Here is a 14,414-nt window from a genome sequence, read left to right as displayed (position 1 = left end):
CCGCCCACCACGCCGCCGCGAGAGCCCCCGGCCGCCACTGCAGATCGTCCGGCGACAACCCCTCCGCCGGTTCGAGCGCCTGCGTCACTGCGCGTCGGCCTTAAGCTCGATCTTGTCGAGGATCTCGGTCGGGTCGGTGATGGTGATCACGTCGGCGAGGCCGAGGCCGCTGGCCGACTTCGCCTTGGCGTCGAGCGTCAGCGTGCCGGGTTTGGCGACGAAGCGCGAGACTGCCGCCGTCAGCGTCTTGGCTGCGTCGGAGGGCCCGAGGATCGAGGCCAGCCCCAGGCTCGCGATCATCGCGAATTGCTGGCGCATCTCATCGGGCTTGCGGCCGGCCTTGCGGGCTTCGTTGGCGATCAGCTTCTCCACCAGGCCGAAATTCTCGAGCTTGGCCGTCAGGCCCCGCGCGGTTGCGCCGAGCGCCGCCACCTGGGCGAGCGCCGCGTCGTTCGAGAACAGGTCCTTGGTGACGTTGCCCAGCGTCGCCGAGGCCTCGAGCCGAGCCAGCCCGGCGCCACCGAGCGCGATCTGCCGGATCGCCAGTTCGTTGCGCGCGGCCTCCCAGGCCAGGTCGATCCGGGCCGAGAGGTCGAGCGAGCGGATGCCCATGGCGATCAGGTCCTTGGCCGCCGGATTGCCCGCGCCCTCGGTGATCGGCGCGACGAGCTTGTCGAGGGTCAGCGACAGGCTCGTCGGGATGCCGTTGAGCTGCTCGCCCGCCTTCATCTCGAAGGTGCCGATCCCGACCTTCACCGGAGCCGCGCCCCGCGCCGCAGGCGGGGCATCGACGGTGAGCCCGGCCAAGCGCATCGTGCCGAGGGTCGGAACGTAGCGGCGCCAGTCGCTCATGTCGGGGCCCGAGCCGGGCCGGCCGAGATCCTCCAGCAGCGCCTTCACCACCGGGCCGTAGGAGAAGCCGACATAGCTGATCGAGTCGACCATTCCGCGCGCTCCGCCGCCGGCGAACCGCAGTCCTTCCAGCGCAAAGCCGGATTTGGCCGGCGCATCCTGCCCGTAGGCGATCCGGGCTATGCTGATCTCGACGGGGTCGGGCTTCGCGCCGGGCTTGGCCGCCTTCGGATCGACCACGGTCATCACCATGTCGCGGATCTCGCCGCTGCCGATCTCGACACGATCGTAGAAGCCGAGCAGGGCGATGCCCATGCGCTTCTCCGCCTCCCGCCGGACCGGATCGTCCTTTGACGCGCCACCGGCCGCGGTCTGCTCGGAGAGCGCCATCGCGCGCGTCAGCAGATCGCCCAGCGGCTCGGGGCCGACGCCCGCCGCCATGTCGCGGCTGGTGGCGCGGCCGAAGCTGATCTTGCCGGCCGGGCCCATGTCGATGCTGTAGCCGTCCTGCTCGGCGCGGCGCAGCAGCGGGCGCACCGGCTCGGTCTGGCCGGCCGGGACGCGGTCGACGAGGACCCGCGCGGTCTGCCGCATGTCGAGGCCCTCGAAGCGCATCGCCAGCAACGTGCCGCTGAGCTTGCCCCCGTCGGGGTTCTGGCCGGCGAGCGATCCGCCCGCCGATTCGCCGCGCGCGATCTGGCCGTCGCGGATGTCCGAGAAACGCACGTCGCGATACGTCGTGACCTGCTTCTGCTTGCCCTGTGCAACTTCGACGACGAGTTCCGGCGCGCGAATCTCGGACGCGCTCAGGCGGTCGATGCGGGCGAGCGCCGTCTCGCCACTCTTGATGTCGAGGAGGCTGCGAAAGGCCTCACGCTCCAGGGGGGAGCCCTTCACCTCGAGCTTGGGAGCCGACAGCGTGACGAGGCCGAACTCCATACGGACATTGTCGAGCTGGAAATCGGCCGCGGAGAGCGGCTGCGACATCGCCAGCATGGCGAGAGCGAGGGCGGCACCGAGCGGGCGGCGCTGACGCGGAGCGAACATGACGGTCTCCTGTTTTGTGGCGGCGACCCTGCCGCAACCCGCCCGCGAAGGAAAGCCGCGACGCTCCGGCATGCTGACGAAACACTTGACCCGGCGACCGGCCTGGCCGGTATCTGTCGCAGATTCGCCATCTGCGACGTCATAGGTTCGCAGGACGCGCCAGCCGGAGCCGAGACGACGATGCAGGCCAAGCCCCGTTTCCTTTCCCTCTGCAGCCGGGCTGTCGCGGCGCTGGCGCTGGGTACCGCTCTGGCGCAGCCCGTGCCCGTGACCGCGCAGAGCCTGCGCCTGGCTCAGGGGGCGCCCGCCGCGCAGGCGCCCGCGGCGCTGGAAAGCCTCGCCATCGTCAGCGGCGACAAGCGCCACAGTTTCCAGGTCGAGGTGATGCGCACACCCGAGCAGAGGGCGAGGGGGCTGATGCACCGCCGCTACATGCCCGCCGACCGCGGCATGCTGTTCGATTTCGGCCGAACCGAGCCCGTCGCGATGTGGATGGAGAACACCTACATCCCGCTCGACATGCTGTTCATCCGCGCCGACGGCACGATTGCGCGCATCGCCGAGAACACCGAGCCCCTGTCGCAGCGGACGATTCCCTCCGGCGAGCCGGTCCTGTCGGTGCTGGAAATCAATGGCGGCGTCAGCCGCACGCTCGGTCTGAAGGCCGGCGACCGCGTCGAGCACGCATTGTTCCGGCGCTGAGCGAAGGCCGCGCGCTTGCGGCGCAGGCGCCGGACGTGATAGCCAACCGCCACGCGTGGAATGGCCAGTCGGGGTATAGCGCAGCCCGGTAGCGCATCTGCTTTGGGAGCAGAGGGTCCCAGGTTCGAATCCTGGTGCCCCGACCATTCCGGGCGTCTTGCGACCGGGCCCGCCCGGCGGCAAGCGTGTCAGACGGCCAGTATCCAGGTGAGCGCCGAGCGAGAGCCATGACCGCACGCATCTATCGCCCCGCCCGCACGGCCATGCAGTCGGGCACCGCCAAGACCGAGCGCTGGCTGCTCGAATATGAGCCGGAGCAGCCGCGCCAGATCGAGCCGCTGATGGGCTGGACCTCGTCGGGCGACATGAACAGCCAGGTCAAGCTCTGGTTCGACAGCGAGGCCGAGGCCGTCGCCTATGCCACCCGCAACGGCATTCCCTTCCGCGTCGAGCAGCCCCATGAGCCGCTCCGCCGGACGGTGGCCTACTCCGACAATTTCAAGTTCTCGCGCCGCGGACAGTGGACGCATTGACTGTTTGAGGGGCAGGGCGCTCGCCTTCGCCCCTGATGAGACCGACGAAGGCCACGGCCTTCGTCTTCGGGCCCGTAGCTCAGATGGATAGAGCAGCAGCCTTCTAAGCTGCTGGTCGCTGGTTCGAATCCAGCCGGGCTCGCCATTCTTCCACCGACTCCCGCCCGGTCCCGTGCCGGTCACCATCCGGCTGGACGGGCTTCAATCCTCCCGCCCCCAGTTGCGCAGGCGCCTGATCGCGTCGGCCGGGCGACGTTGCCAGAGGCCGTGCGCCAATCCACCCAGGAAGAACAGGCCGAAGCTCGGCAGCGCGACCGTGACAGGGACCGTGACGAGGCCCATGGCACAGCCGCCGGAATCGCCGGGGCCGCATGCCGGGTCGAGGATCATCGCCCCGAAGACGATCAGTACGGCGGCGAGCGGCCCGATCAGCAGGCCCCAGAGGCCGGACCGCAGCGCCTTCAGCAACAGCTGGCCCATGATCGGCGCCTCCTCCATGTCGGCAGGCTAGCGCCGGGGCGCGAGGCTGTCATGGCCACTCTAATCCCACCGAAGCTTGCCGCGGCGCAGCATGCGGCGTAAACCGCGCCGGCCGCTCCTGGCGGCCTCCGCCTTGATCATGCCCGAAAGACCGGTCATCGCCGCGCCGCCCCGCGGGTGAGGCCGCCCGGCCTTTCCGGCCCAGAGCCAGTTGCGATCGCTGCGGTCGCGAGGATGTCCATGCCGTCGCTCACCACCGCGCTCGACCGTCTCGCGACGCTGGCCTCCGCCAGCCACGCCCGCGCCTGCGCATTCCTGGTGCTGCTGTCGCTGGCCGCCTTCCTCCCCGGCTTCCAGACGCTGCAGCCGCTCGACCGGGACGAACCCCGCTTCGCCCAGGCCAGCAAGCAGATGCTGGAGACGCGCGATTTCGTCGACATCCGCTTCCAGGACGAGGCGCGCCACAAGAAGCCGGTCGGAATCTACTGGCTGCAGAGCGCGACCGTGGCCGCCGGAGAGGCGCTGGGTGTGCCCCAGGCGCGCACGCAGATCTGGCTCTACCGCATCCCCTCGCTGGTCGGTGCCGTCGCCACCGTGCTGCTGACCTATTGGGCGCTGCTCGCTTTTGTGGGCGCGCGCATGGCGCTGCTCGGCGCTTCGCTGATGGCGGCCTGCGTCCTGCTCGGCGTCGAGGCCCGCATCGCCAAGACCGACGCGCTGCTCGCCGCCTGCGCGGTCGCCACCATGGGCGCGCTGGCGCGGACATGGCTGGACTGGACGCGTTCGCTCGCCTTCGTCCCCAGTTCGCGCAACTGGCTGGTGTTCTGGAGTGCGACGGCGCTGGGCCTCCTGCTCAAGGGCCCGATCGTGCCCATGGTCTGGGGGCTCGCCATCCTGGTCCTCAGCATCCGTGAGCGCAGCTTCCGCTGGCTCAAGCCGCTGCGCTTCGACCGGGGCCTGCTGCTGTGCCTCGTCGTCGTCCTGCCCTGGTTCCTGGCGATCGCCTGGAAGACCGGCGGCGCCTTCTTCGCCGAGAGCGTCGGGCAGGACATGCTCGGCAAGGTCGCCGAGGGCCAGGAGAAGCACTGGGGGCCACCCGGGCTCTATCTGCTGATCTTTTTCGGCACCTACTGGCCGGCCGCCGCCTTTGCCGCCATGGCCGTGCCCTTCGCCTGGGTCCGCCGGCGCGAGCCGCAGGTTCTGTTCCTCCTGGCCTGGATCGTGCCGTCCTGGATCGTCTTCGAGGCCGTGCCGACCAAATTGCCCCATTACGTGCTGCCGCTCTATCCGGCGGTGACGGCGCTGCTGCTGCTCGCGCTCCTGAATGACGGGATCGACCGGTTCCGGCGCGGCTCCGTCGCCACCGCGCTGCTCGTGGTCATCGTGCCGCTGGCCCTGACGGGAATCATCGTCGCCGCCAATTGGTCGCTGGACGGCAGCATTCCCTATCTCGCATTGCCGTTCCTGCTGCTGGCGCTCCTCGTGGCCGCCACGGTCGTCGCCGCTTTCCGCTGCGGCGATCTCGAAGGCGCGCTCCGGCTCGGGGTGGTCGCGAGCCTGCTGCTGGGGCTGGGCGTGTACGGCTTCGCCGTCGAGAGCCTGCGGTCCTTCAAGCTTTCGCCGCGCTTGGCAGAGGCGGTCCGGACCGTTGGCTGCACCGATCCGGCCGTGATCACGGTCGGCTATCGCGAGCCCAGCCTCGTCTTCCTCGTCGGGACCGATCTCGCCATGGGGCCGGACGGCGCCGCTGCAGCGGCCTTCCTCGCCCAGCCGGGCTGCCGCGTCGCGCTGGTCGAGGCGCGCCATGCTGCCGCCTTCCAGGCCGCGCTGCCCGCTACGGGGATCACGCCCCGACTGGTGACGACGCTGCGCGGCTTCAATCTCAACGGAGGCCGCCGCCTCGAGATCGCGGTGCTGACCCGGCCCTGAACCCATCATGGCAGGGTCCTTCGGCGAACGGACATCCTGCAAAGCTCCTTGCCCTGTCGGCCGCCCTGACGCAGGTTGCGGGCCGTTTTTCCGGATGATCGTCTGTTGACCGACCCCACGCCATCTCCCGAAGCCGCTTCGACCGCGCCGCTGCTCAGCGTCGTCGTGCCCGTACGCAACGAAGTCGGCAATGTCGGGCCGCTGATCGCCGACATCGAGACGGCCTGCCGATCGATCGGTGCCTTCGAGGTCATCTACGTCAATGACGGCTCGAGCGACGGCACGGCGGCGGCGCTGGCCTCCCTGGCCGCCGAGCGGAGCTGGCTGCGGATCGTCACCCACGCCCAGTCCTGCGGCCAGAGCGCAGCGGTGAGGAGTGGCGTGCGCCACGCCCGCGCGCCCATCGTCGCGACGCTCGATGGCGACGGGCAGAACGACCCGTCCTTCCTGCCGGCGATGCTGTCGGCGCTGCAGCAAGCCGGTCTCCAGGCCGGCCTCGTCCAGGGCCAGCGCGTCGGCCGCAAGGACACCGGCTTCAAGAAACTGCAGTCGCGCATCGCCAACGGCGTCCGCGGACGCCTGCTCAAGGACGGCACGCGCGATGCCGGCTGCGGGCTGAAATGCTTCCGGCGCGAGGCCTATCTGGCGTTGCCCTATTTCGACGCGCTGCACCGCTTCATGCCGGCTCTGATGGTGCGCGAGGGCTATACGGTCGTGCATCTCGACGTCCGCGACCGCCCGCGACTCACCGGCGTCTCGAACTATGGCTTCTTCGACCGACTCTGGGTCGGCATCCTGGACCTTGTCGGTGTCTGGTGGCTGATCCGCCGCCGCCGGCGCGTGCCGCAGATCGTCACGGAGCCGCAGCCATGATCATCTCCATCGGCCACGCGGTCTCCGACTATCTCTACGACGTCTTTGTGCTGAAGTTCGACTTCTGGCTCGCCTTCGGCATCGTCGCGCAGCTGCTCTTCACCGCGCGCTTCCTGGTCCAGTGGCTGGCGAGCGAGCGGGAGGGCAACTCGGTGATGCCGCTCTCCTTCTGGTATTTCTCGCTGGCGGGCGGCCTGATGACGCTGGTCTACGGCATCGTCCGGCGCGAGCCGATCATCATCATGGGCCAGGCTCTCGCAATGGTGATCTATACCCGCAACCTCATCCTGATCTTCCGCAACCGCCGTCGCCGGCAGGGCTGACGGGGTCGGCGCGCCCGCGAGCGGCAGCGCTTTAGGCAGGCTCGAACGGGCAGCATCGATTGCGAAAGAGCGCGGCATGGCTGGTTGCCGCGCAGTTCTGGCGCCGAATCGGGCAGGGCTGCGCCGCAGCGTCAGGACCCTCGTCATCGCCCAAACCGAGCCGCCTCAGGCTTGACCGCCCCCACAAACTCGCATGTGATGTATGCAGTGGACAAGGGACGGCGTCGAAAGACGCCTCCGCTTGACGCTCATGCGGGGCTCTGGCAATCGACGAACGGACGGTATGGCGCATAATTTCTGTGCATCCAGCGGCCGTAGCGCCGCGAGCGACCAGACCGACGGCGTCTGCCGGCCGAGATCGGGCAGGAGCATTTCAATGGGAGAGAGTTACATGAAGAAGTTCATGACGGCCGCCGTCGCGGGGCTCGGCCTGGCGTTGGCGGCGACCGCCGCCTCGGCGCAGGCGCCCTCGACGCTGGCTCAGGTCAAGCAGCGCAACATCCTCAACTGCGGCTCCAACACCGGCCTCGCCGGCTTCGGCGTGCCGGATGCCCAGGGCAACTGGGGCGGCCTCGACGTCGAGTTCTGCCGCGCGGTCGCTGCGGCGATCTTCAACGATCCGGCGAAGGTCAAGTTCATCCCGCTCTCGGCCAAGGATCGCTTCACGGCGCTCCAGTCGGGCGAGGTCGACCTGCTCGTCCGCAACTCGACCTGGACGATGACCCGCGACGCCTCGCTCGGCATCGTCTTCACGGGCGTGAACTACTATGACGGCCAGGGCTTCATGGTCCGCAAGAAGCTCGGCGTCACCTCGGCGCTGCAGCTCTCCGGCGCTTCGGTCTGCACCCAGCAGGGCACCACGACCGAGCTCAACCTCGCCGACTACTTCCGGGCCAATAACCTGAAGTACGAGGTCGTCGCCTTCGCCTCCTCGGACGAGACGGTCAAGGCCTATGACGCCGGCCGCTGCGACGCCTTCACCACCGACGCCTCGGGCCTCTATGCCGAGCGCCTGAAGCTGACCGCCCCAGACGAGCACATCGTTCTCCCCGAGATCATCTCGAAGGAGCCGCTCGGCCCGTCCGTCCGCAACAACGATCCGCAGTGGTTCGCCCTGGTGAAGTGGGTCCACTTCGCCATGCTGAACGCCGAGGAGCTGGGCGTCACCAAGGCCAATGTCGACGAGATGCTGAAGTCGCCGAACCCGGAGATCAAGCGTCTGCTCGGGACCGAAGGCAAGTTCGGCGAGACCATCGGCCTGACCAATGACTGGGTCTACCGCATCGTCAAGCAGGTCGGGAACTACGGGGAGTCGTTCGACAAGAACGTCGGCGCCGGTTCGCTGCTGAAGATCGCGCGTGGCCAGAACGCACTCTGGACCAAGGGCGGCCTGCAATACGCCCCGCCTGTCCGCTAAGGACGACGAGCGGGCGCCGGATCCGTCCGGCGCCCGCTTTTTTGTCGCGGAACGCAACGGGCGAGGGGCCCAGAGGAGAGGGAAGACGGACCGCGCTGGTCCGGGACTTGCTACTTCACCGAGAACGGGAGGAACCCGTTCCGACAACAGGGGAAATCACATGAAAACCGTCATCGCTGCAGCGTTCGCCGCTGCCGCTGCAACCATTTGCGTCACCGGCGCCCAGGCTCAGACCGGGCTGCTCGGACAGATCAAGACCAAGGGCGTCGTGACCTGCGGCGTCGGCCCGGGCCTCGCGGGCTTCGGCATTCCCGACGCCCAGGGCACCTGGAGCGGCCTCGACGTCGATCTCTGCAAGGCCCTCTCGGCCGCGATCTTCAACGATCCGAACAAGGTCAAGTACATCCCGCTTTCGTCGAAGGACCGCTTCACCGCGCTCCAGTCGGGCGAGGTCGACCTGCTCTCGCGCAACACGACCTGGACGATGTCGCGCGACACCTCGCTGGGACTGAACTTCGCCGGCGTGAACTACTATGACGGCCAGGGCTTCATGGTCCGCAAGAAGCTCGGCATCGACTCCGCGCTGAAGCTCGCCGGCGCCTCGGTCTGCACCCAGCAGGGCACCACGACCGAACTCAACCTCGCCGACTACTTCCGCGCCAACAAGATGAAGTACGAGGTCGTCGCCTTCGCGACGTCGGACGAAACCATCAAGGCCTACGAGTCCGGCCGCTGCGATGCCTTCACCACCGACGCCTCCGGCCTCTATGCCGAGCGCCTGAAGCTCCAGGTCCCGGCCGACCACATCGTCCTGCCGGAGATCATCTCGAAGGAGCCGCTCGGCCCGGTCGTCCGCCATGGCGACGACAACTGGCTCGATGTGGTGAAATGGACCCACTACGCCATGCTGAACGCCGAGGAACTGGGTGTCAGCAAGGCCAATGTCGACGAGATGCTGAAGTCCGACAATCCGGAGATCAAGCGTCTGGTGGGCACGGAAGGCAAGTTCGGCGAGGCCGTCGGCCTGACCAACGACTGGGCCTACCGGATCATCAAGCATGTCGGCAATTACGGCGAGTCCTTCGAGCGCAATGTCGGCGCGGGCTCGCTGCTGAAGATCGCCCGCGGCCAGAACGCCCTCTGGACCAAGGGCGGCCTGCAATACGCCCCGCCGATCCGCTGATCCCCTGCGTACCGGACAGCATGGCTCTGCGATGCCCGGCCGGATTCCCTGCCAAACCCCGCCGCGAGACGCGGCGGGGGCTTGGTCTGGGACTTGCTAAGCGTTTTGGACGCGGGTTCGCCCGCGTCCAAAACAGGGGAACAGCATGAACAACATCGTCACGACGGTTCTCGCGGCCGCAGCGCTCGTCGCCTCTGCAGGCGCCACCAGCGCTCAGACCAATACGCTCGCCCAGATCAAGGCGCGCGGCGTGCTCAACTGCGGCACCAGCCCGGGCCTTGCCGGCTTCGCCATGCCCGACGCCCAGGGCAATTATAAGGGGCTCGACGTCGATCTCTGCCGCGGCATCGCTGCCGCGATCTTCAACGACCCGCTGAAGGTCAAGTTCGTCCCGCTCTCGTCGAAGGACCGCTTCACTGCGCTCCAGGCGGGCGAGGTCGATCTGCTCTCTCGCACGACGACCTGGACGATGTCCCGCGACACCTCGCTGGGACTGAACTTCGCCGGCGTGAACTACTATGACGGCCAGGGTTTCATGGTCCGCAAGAAGCTCGGCGTCGACTCCGCGCTGAAGCTCGCCGGCGCCTCGGTCTGCGTGGCGCAGGGCACGACGACGGAGCTCAACCTCGCCGACTATTTCCGCTCCAACAAGATGAAGTACGAGGTCGTGGCCTTCGCCGGCGGCGACGAGACCATCAAGGCCTACGAGTCCGGCCGTTGCGACGTCTTCACCACGGATTCCTCGGGCCTCTATGCCGAGCGCCTGAAGCTCCAGGTGCCGGCCGACCATATCGTGCTGCCCGAGATCATCTCCAAGGAGCCGCTCGGCCCGGTGGTCCGCCATGGCGACGACAACTGGTTCGACGTGGTCAAATGGACCCACAACGCCATGCTGAACGCCGAGGAACTCGGGGTCACCCAGGCGAATGTCGAACAGATGCTGAAATCCGACAATCCGGAGATCAAGCGCCTCGTCGGGACGGAGGGCAAGTTCGGCGAGGCGATCGGCCTGACCAACGATTGGGCCTATCGCATCGTCAAGCATGTGGGGAACTATGGAGACGTGTTCGACCGGAACGTCGGCGAAGGCTCGCTGCTGAAGATCGCCCGCGGCCAGAACGCGCTCTGGACCAAGGGCGGGCTGCAATACGCCCCGCCGATCCGCTGATCACGCTGCAACAACCGACACCGGCGGTGGCGACGCCGCCGGTGGACAAGGCGTCAACCAAAACGAAAAAAGGGCGTAACAGGTGACGAGCATACCCACCGAGACCGCGCAGCCGGGCAAGGCCTCGCTGTTCTACGATCCCAAGATCAGGGGCTATGTCTACCAGCTCGCCCTGCTGGGGCTCGTCGCCTTCCTCGTCTGGTCCGCCGCATCGAACGCGATCGAGAACCTGCGTGCGCAGAAGATCGCCTCCGGCTTCGGCTTCTGGCACAACGCCGCCGGCTTCGACGTCAACCAGAAGCTGATCCCGTTCAGCGCCTCGGGCTCGACCTATGGCCAGGCGTTCTGGGTCGGCCTTTTGAACACGCTGCTGGTCGCCTCGATCGGCATCGTGCTGTCGACGTTCCTCGGCTTCTTCGTCGGCGTCGCGCGCCTCTCCAGCAACTGGGTGCTGGCGAAGCTGGCAATGATCTATGTAGAGGTCATCCGTAACCTGCCGCTGCTGCTGCAGCTGTTCTTCTGGTACAATGCGGTGCTCAAGCCGCTGCCCGATGCGCGCAATTCGATCGCGCTGCCGGGCTCGATCTTCCTGAACAACCGCGGCCTGATCCTCCCCAATCCGCAGTTCGGCCCAGCCTTCCAGGCCGTGGTGATCGCCTTCTTCATCGCCGTCGTGGTGGCGATCGTCTTCTACCGCTGGTCGAAGAAGCAGCAGGCCCGGACCGGCACGCAATACCCCAACGGCCTCATCACCCTCGCGCTGATCTTCGGCGTGCCGCTGCTGGTATTCTTCCTCGCCGGCAGCCCGCTCAGCTTCGAGCTGCCGCAGCAGGGGCGCTTCAACCTCACCGGCGGTCTGCAGATCTTCCCGGAATTCGTCGCACTGCTGATCGGCCTGACCACCTACACGGCGGGCTTCATCGCCGAGGTCGTGCGAGCCGGCATCCTCGCCGTCTCCAAGGGCCAGACCGAAGCCGCCAACGCGCTCGGTCTGCGCGCCGGGCCGACGCTCAAGCTCGTTGTCATCCCCCAGGCGATGCGGGTCATTATTCCCCCGCTGACCTCGAACTATCTCAACCTGACCAAGAACTCCTCGCTGGCGGTGGCGATCGGCTATCCCGACCTCGTCCAGGTCTTCACCGGCACGGTTCTCAACCAGACCGGTCAGGCCGTCGAGGTGGTGGCCATCACCATGGCGGTCTATCTGACGATTTCGCTCGTGACCTCGCTGTTCATGAACATCTACAACAAGCGCATGGCGCTGGTGGAACGGTGAGGGCGCCACGATGACCGACGCGACACTCGAAAACGCCCCGCACGCCTTCGTGCGCCGGGAGACACTGGAACAGCAGGCGCCGCCTCTCTCCGTGGCGGGGCCTGTGGCCTGGATCCGCAACAACCTGTTCTCCGGTCCGGTGAACAGCTTCATGACGCTGATCTGCATCTACGTCGTCGCCACCAGTCTGCCGGACCTGGTCCGCTTCTATTTCCTCGATGCGGTCTGGAGCGGAACCAATCGCGACGCCTGCCTCGCCGACAAGGTCGGCCGGCCGGTGGGCGCGTGCTGGGCCTATATCGGCGACCGCTTCCAGTACTTCATCTACGGCTCCTATCCCGTCACCCAGCGCTGGCGCGTCAACATCGTCTTCGTGATGTTTGCGCTCGGCGTGGTCTGGATGCTCTGGGACCGCGCGCCCCTGAAGAAGGTCGGCGCCTTCTTCTTCTTCGTGCTGCTGCCGCTCGGCGCCTATGTGCTGCTGCTCGGCGGCGCCAATGCCGAGGGCTTCCTGCGCTGGGCGATCCTGCTCACCCTGGCGCTGGCGGCCCTCTATCTCGTGCTCTCCTTCGCGCCCGGCCTCGCCCGCTTCTGGACGCCGGCCTCGCTGCTGGAGGTCGAACTCGCTGCCGCGCCGATGCAGCGCTTCTACCGCCCCAAGCGGCTGATCCTGCTGGCGCTCGTCGTGTTCGGGCTGATCGCGATCGTCGCCGATCGCGCCGGCCTGCCGCGGGTCGATACCGGCCTCTGGGGCGGCATGATGGTGACCTTCCTGATCGCGGCGGTCGGCATCGTCTTCTCGCTGCCGCTCGGGGTGGTCCTGGCGCTGGGGCGCCGCTCGCGGCTGCCGATCATCCAGCTGCTCTCGGTAATCTTCATCGAGTTCGTGCGCGGCGTGCCGCTGATCACCGTGCTGTTCATGGCCAACACCATGCTGCCGCTCTTCGTGCCGCAGGAGTACTCGCCCGACCGGCTGCTGCGGCCGCTGATCGGCGTCGCGCTCTTCGCCGCCGCCTATATGGCGGAGGTCATCCGCGGCGGCCTGCAGGCGATCCCGAAGGGCCAGTACGAGGGCGCGATGTCGCTCGGGCTGGGCTACTGGCAGATGATGCGGCTGATCATCCTGCCGCAGGCCCTGCGCATCGTCATCCCGGGCATCGTCAACACCTTCATCGGGCTGTTCAAGGATACGACGCTGGTCACCATCGTCGGCATCTTCGACTTCCTGCGCACGATCGAGGCGACGCTGGTCGATCCGACTTGGGCGACGCCGACCACCCGCGCGACGGGCTATGCCTTCGCCGCGATTTTCTATTTCCTGTGCTGCTGGGGCATGTCCCGTTACTCGATCGCGGTCGAGAAGCGGCTCGCCGCCGGCCAGAGACGCTGAGAGGAACCACGATCATGGCAATGGCAGACATCAAGGCGGCCGAGTCCCGTCCCGCGGCCCTCAAGCCGACCTCGCTGAACACCCCGACCGCCGTGGAGATGGTCGGCGTCAACAAGTGGTACGGCGAGTTCCACGTGCTGCGCGACATCAACCTCAAGGTCGAGCGCGGCGAGAAGCTCGTCATCTGCGGGCCGTCCGGCTCCGGCAAATCGACGATGATCCGCTGCATCAACCGGCTGGAAGAGCACCAGAAGGGCCAGATCATCGTCGATGGCACCGAGCTGACCAACGACCTGAAGAAGATCGACGAGATCCGCCGCGACGTCGGCATGGTCTTCCAGCACTTCAACCTGTTCCCGCACCTGACCATCCTCGAGAACCTGACGCTCGCGCCGATCTGGGTGAAGAAGCTGCCCAAGAAAGACGCCGAGGAGATCGCGATGCACTATCTCAAGCGCGTCAAGATCCCCGAGCAGGCGCTGAAATATCCGGGCCAGCTCTCCGGCGGTCAGCAGCAGCGCGTCGCCATCGCCCGCTCGCTCTGCATGAGCCCGAAGATCATGCTCTTCGACGAGCCGACCTCGGCGCTCGACCCCGAGATGGTCAAGGAGGTGCTCGACACCATGGTTTCGCTAGCCGACGAGGGCATGACCATGCTCTGCGTCACCCACGAGATGGGCTTCGCCCGTCAGGTCGCCGACCGCGTCATCTTCATGGATGCCGGCCAGATCGTCGAGATGAACAAGCCCGACGCCTTCTTCAAGAACCCCCAGCACGAGCGCACCAAGCTCTTCCTCAGCCAGATCCTGCACTGAGGAAGATGGGCTCGCGATCGCTGCCGCACCCGTCGCGGCAGCGACGCAGGGGAACAATGGTTCCCCGAACAGGTTGTCCTCCCAAATCGGAGGACAACCATGAAACGCTTCATTCCTGTTCTGCTGGCGGCGCTGGTCACCACGGGCGGAGCCTATGCCCAGTCGATCAATATCGGCCCCGGCGGTGTCGAGGTCGATCCGCGTTCGCCGCGCGACCGCGCCATCGAGCGCGATATGCGGCGCGACGAGAGGGCCCGCGAGCGGGCGCGCTACGAGCGGGTCCGTGAGCGCGAGAATTGCCGGACCGTCACGACGGTCCGTGAGACGCGCCGCGGCGAGGTCCGCAGCACCGAGCGCGTCTGCGACTGACCCCGCAGACCATTGAATCGAAAAGGCCCGCCGAACATTGCGTTCGGCGGGCCTTTT

At 67.3% G+C, this 14,414-nt stretch carries 14 protein-coding genes and 2 tRNA genes; 14 read left to right on the top strand and 2 right to left on the bottom strand.

Features of this window, described 5'->3' with window-relative positions; genetic code table 11:
• Positions 1-84: 84 nt before the first annotated feature.
• Positions 85-1,899, bottom strand: coding sequence for a hypothetical protein (locus ABIE41_RS16080; RefSeq protein ID WP_192641326.1), 1,815 nt, complete (start codon positions 1,897-1,899; stop codon positions 85-87).
• A 180-nt stretch (positions 1,900-2,079) separates the two neighbouring features.
• On the opposite strand from ABIE41_RS16080, the gene ABIE41_RS16075 reads away from it, so the two are divergent.
• From ABIE41_RS16075 to ABIE41_RS16060, 4 genes are all read left to right on the top strand, one after another.
• Positions 2,080-2,601: a DUF192 domain-containing protein gene (locus tag ABIE41_RS16075; protein WP_192641325.1), complete on the top strand. Its 522-nt coding sequence runs from the start codon at positions 2,080-2,082 to the stop codon at positions 2,599-2,601.
• A gap of 69 nt (positions 2,602-2,670) precedes the next feature.
• Positions 2,671-2,747, top strand: a tRNA-Pro gene (locus ABIE41_RS16070).
• Between the two features lie 81 nt (positions 2,748-2,828).
• A complete protein-coding gene (locus tag ABIE41_RS16065; protein WP_192641324.1) occupies positions 2,829-3,134 on the top strand; it encodes an ETC complex I subunit in 306 nt (101 codons plus the stop codon).
• Between the two features lie 68 nt (positions 3,135-3,202).
• Positions 3,203-3,279 (top strand) — tRNA-Arg (locus ABIE41_RS16060).
• A 56-nt stretch (positions 3,280-3,335) separates the two neighbouring features.
• Here ABIE41_RS16060 and ABIE41_RS16055 read toward each other — a convergent pair.
• Positions 3,336-3,614, bottom strand: a complete 279-nt coding sequence (locus ABIE41_RS16055; protein ID WP_192641323.1) for a hypothetical protein — start codon at positions 3,612-3,614, stop codon at positions 3,336-3,338.
• A 240-nt stretch (positions 3,615-3,854) separates the two neighbouring features.
• Here ABIE41_RS16055 and ABIE41_RS16050 point away from each other — a divergent pair, with 240 nt between their 5' ends.
• The 10 genes from ABIE41_RS16050 to ABIE41_RS16005 all read left to right on the top strand — a co-directional run bounded on the left by ABIE41_RS16050 (position 3,855) and on the right by ABIE41_RS16005 (position 14,357).
• Positions 3,855-5,543, top strand: coding sequence for an ArnT family glycosyltransferase (locus tag ABIE41_RS16050; RefSeq protein ID WP_354192497.1), 1,689 nt, complete (start codon positions 3,855-3,857; stop codon positions 5,541-5,543).
• A gap of 105 nt (positions 5,544-5,648) precedes the next feature.
• Positions 5,649-6,416, top strand: a complete 768-nt coding sequence (locus ABIE41_RS16045) for a glycosyltransferase family 2 protein (RefSeq protein ID WP_192641321.1) — start codon at positions 5,649-5,651, stop codon at positions 6,414-6,416.
• Entirely contained in the window at positions 6,413-6,739 is a 327-nt protein-coding gene (locus ABIE41_RS16040; RefSeq protein ID WP_192641320.1) for a lipid-A-disaccharide synthase N-terminal domain-containing protein, read from the top strand. Before ABIE41_RS16045 ends, ABIE41_RS16040 begins: the two co-directional genes overlap by 4 nt.
• A 391-nt stretch (positions 6,740-7,130) precedes the next feature.
• Entirely contained in the window at positions 7,131-8,156 is a 1,026-nt protein-coding gene (locus ABIE41_RS16035) for an amino acid ABC transporter substrate-binding protein (RefSeq protein ID WP_192641319.1), read from the top strand.
• Between the two features lie 160 nt (positions 8,157-8,316).
• Entirely contained in the window at positions 8,317-9,339 is a 1,023-nt protein-coding gene (locus tag ABIE41_RS16030; protein WP_192641318.1) for an amino acid ABC transporter substrate-binding protein, read from the top strand.
• Positions 9,340-9,484: 145 nt separating this feature from the next.
• On the top strand, positions 9,485-10,507 hold the full coding sequence (locus ABIE41_RS16025; RefSeq protein WP_192641317.1) for an amino acid ABC transporter substrate-binding protein: 1,023 nt from the start codon (positions 9,485-9,487) through the stop codon (positions 10,505-10,507).
• Positions 10,508-10,589: 82 nt separating this feature from the next.
• Positions 10,590-11,783: an amino acid ABC transporter permease gene (locus ABIE41_RS16020; protein WP_354192492.1), complete on the top strand. Its 1,194-nt coding sequence runs from the start codon at positions 10,590-10,592 to the stop codon at positions 11,781-11,783.
• Between the two features lie 10 nt (positions 11,784-11,793).
• Entirely contained in the window at positions 11,794-13,173 is a 1,380-nt protein-coding gene (locus ABIE41_RS16015; RefSeq protein WP_192641316.1) for an amino acid ABC transporter permease, read from the top strand.
• A gap of 98 nt (positions 13,174-13,271) precedes the next feature.
• Positions 13,272-13,988, top strand: a complete 717-nt coding sequence (locus ABIE41_RS16010) for an amino acid ABC transporter ATP-binding protein (protein WP_192642816.1) — start codon at positions 13,272-13,274, stop codon at positions 13,986-13,988.
• A gap of 99 nt (positions 13,989-14,087) precedes the next feature.
• On the top strand, positions 14,088-14,357 hold the full coding sequence (locus ABIE41_RS16005; protein ID WP_192641315.1) for a hypothetical protein: 270 nt from the start codon (positions 14,088-14,090) through the stop codon (positions 14,355-14,357).
• Positions 14,358-14,414: the final 57 nt, after the last annotated feature.

The sequence above is a fragment of the Bosea sp. OAE506 genome, assembly GCF_040546595.1.
Lineage (GTDB): Bacteria > Pseudomonadota > Alphaproteobacteria > Rhizobiales > Beijerinckiaceae > Allobosea.
The sequence above is the reverse complement of the archived record's forward strand: the minus strand, read 5'-3'. Positions and strand labels throughout refer to the sequence as shown.

Excerpts from the sequence above, each read along its gene's own strand:
- ABIE41_RS16080 (WP_192641326.1), bottom strand. The coding sequence starts at position 1,899 with ATGTTCGCTCCGCGTCAGCGCCGCCCGCTCGGTGCCGCCCTCGCTCTC.
- ABIE41_RS16075 (WP_192641325.1), top strand. The coding sequence starts at position 2,080 with ATGCAGGCCAAGCCCCGTTTCCTTTCCCTCTGCAGCCGGGCTGTCGCG.
- ABIE41_RS16065 (WP_192641324.1), top strand. The coding sequence starts at position 2,829 with ATGACCGCACGCATCTATCGCCCCGCCCGCACGGCCATGCAGTCGGGC.
- ABIE41_RS16055 (WP_192641323.1), bottom strand. The coding sequence starts at position 3,614 with ATGGGCCAGCTGTTGCTGAAGGCGCTGCGGTCCGGCCTCTGGGGCCTG.
- ABIE41_RS16050 (WP_354192497.1), top strand. The coding sequence starts at position 3,855 with ATGCCGTCGCTCACCACCGCGCTCGACCGTCTCGCGACGCTGGCCTCC.
- ABIE41_RS16040 (WP_192641320.1), top strand. The coding sequence starts at position 6,413 with ATGATCATCTCCATCGGCCACGCGGTCTCCGACTATCTCTACGACGTC.
- ABIE41_RS16035 (WP_192641319.1), top strand. The coding sequence starts at position 7,131 with ATGAAGAAGTTCATGACGGCCGCCGTCGCGGGGCTCGGCCTGGCGTTG.
- ABIE41_RS16030 (WP_192641318.1), top strand. The coding sequence starts at position 8,317 with ATGAAAACCGTCATCGCTGCAGCGTTCGCCGCTGCCGCTGCAACCATT.
- ABIE41_RS16025 (WP_192641317.1), top strand. The coding sequence starts at position 9,485 with ATGAACAACATCGTCACGACGGTTCTCGCGGCCGCAGCGCTCGTCGCC.
- ABIE41_RS16015 (WP_192641316.1), top strand. The coding sequence starts at position 11,794 with ATGACCGACGCGACACTCGAAAACGCCCCGCACGCCTTCGTGCGCCGG.
- ABIE41_RS16010 (WP_192642816.1), top strand. The coding sequence starts at position 13,272 with ATGGTCGGCGTCAACAAGTGGTACGGCGAGTTCCACGTGCTGCGCGAC.
- ABIE41_RS16005 (WP_192641315.1), top strand. The coding sequence starts at position 14,088 with ATGAAACGCTTCATTCCTGTTCTGCTGGCGGCGCTGGTCACCACGGGC.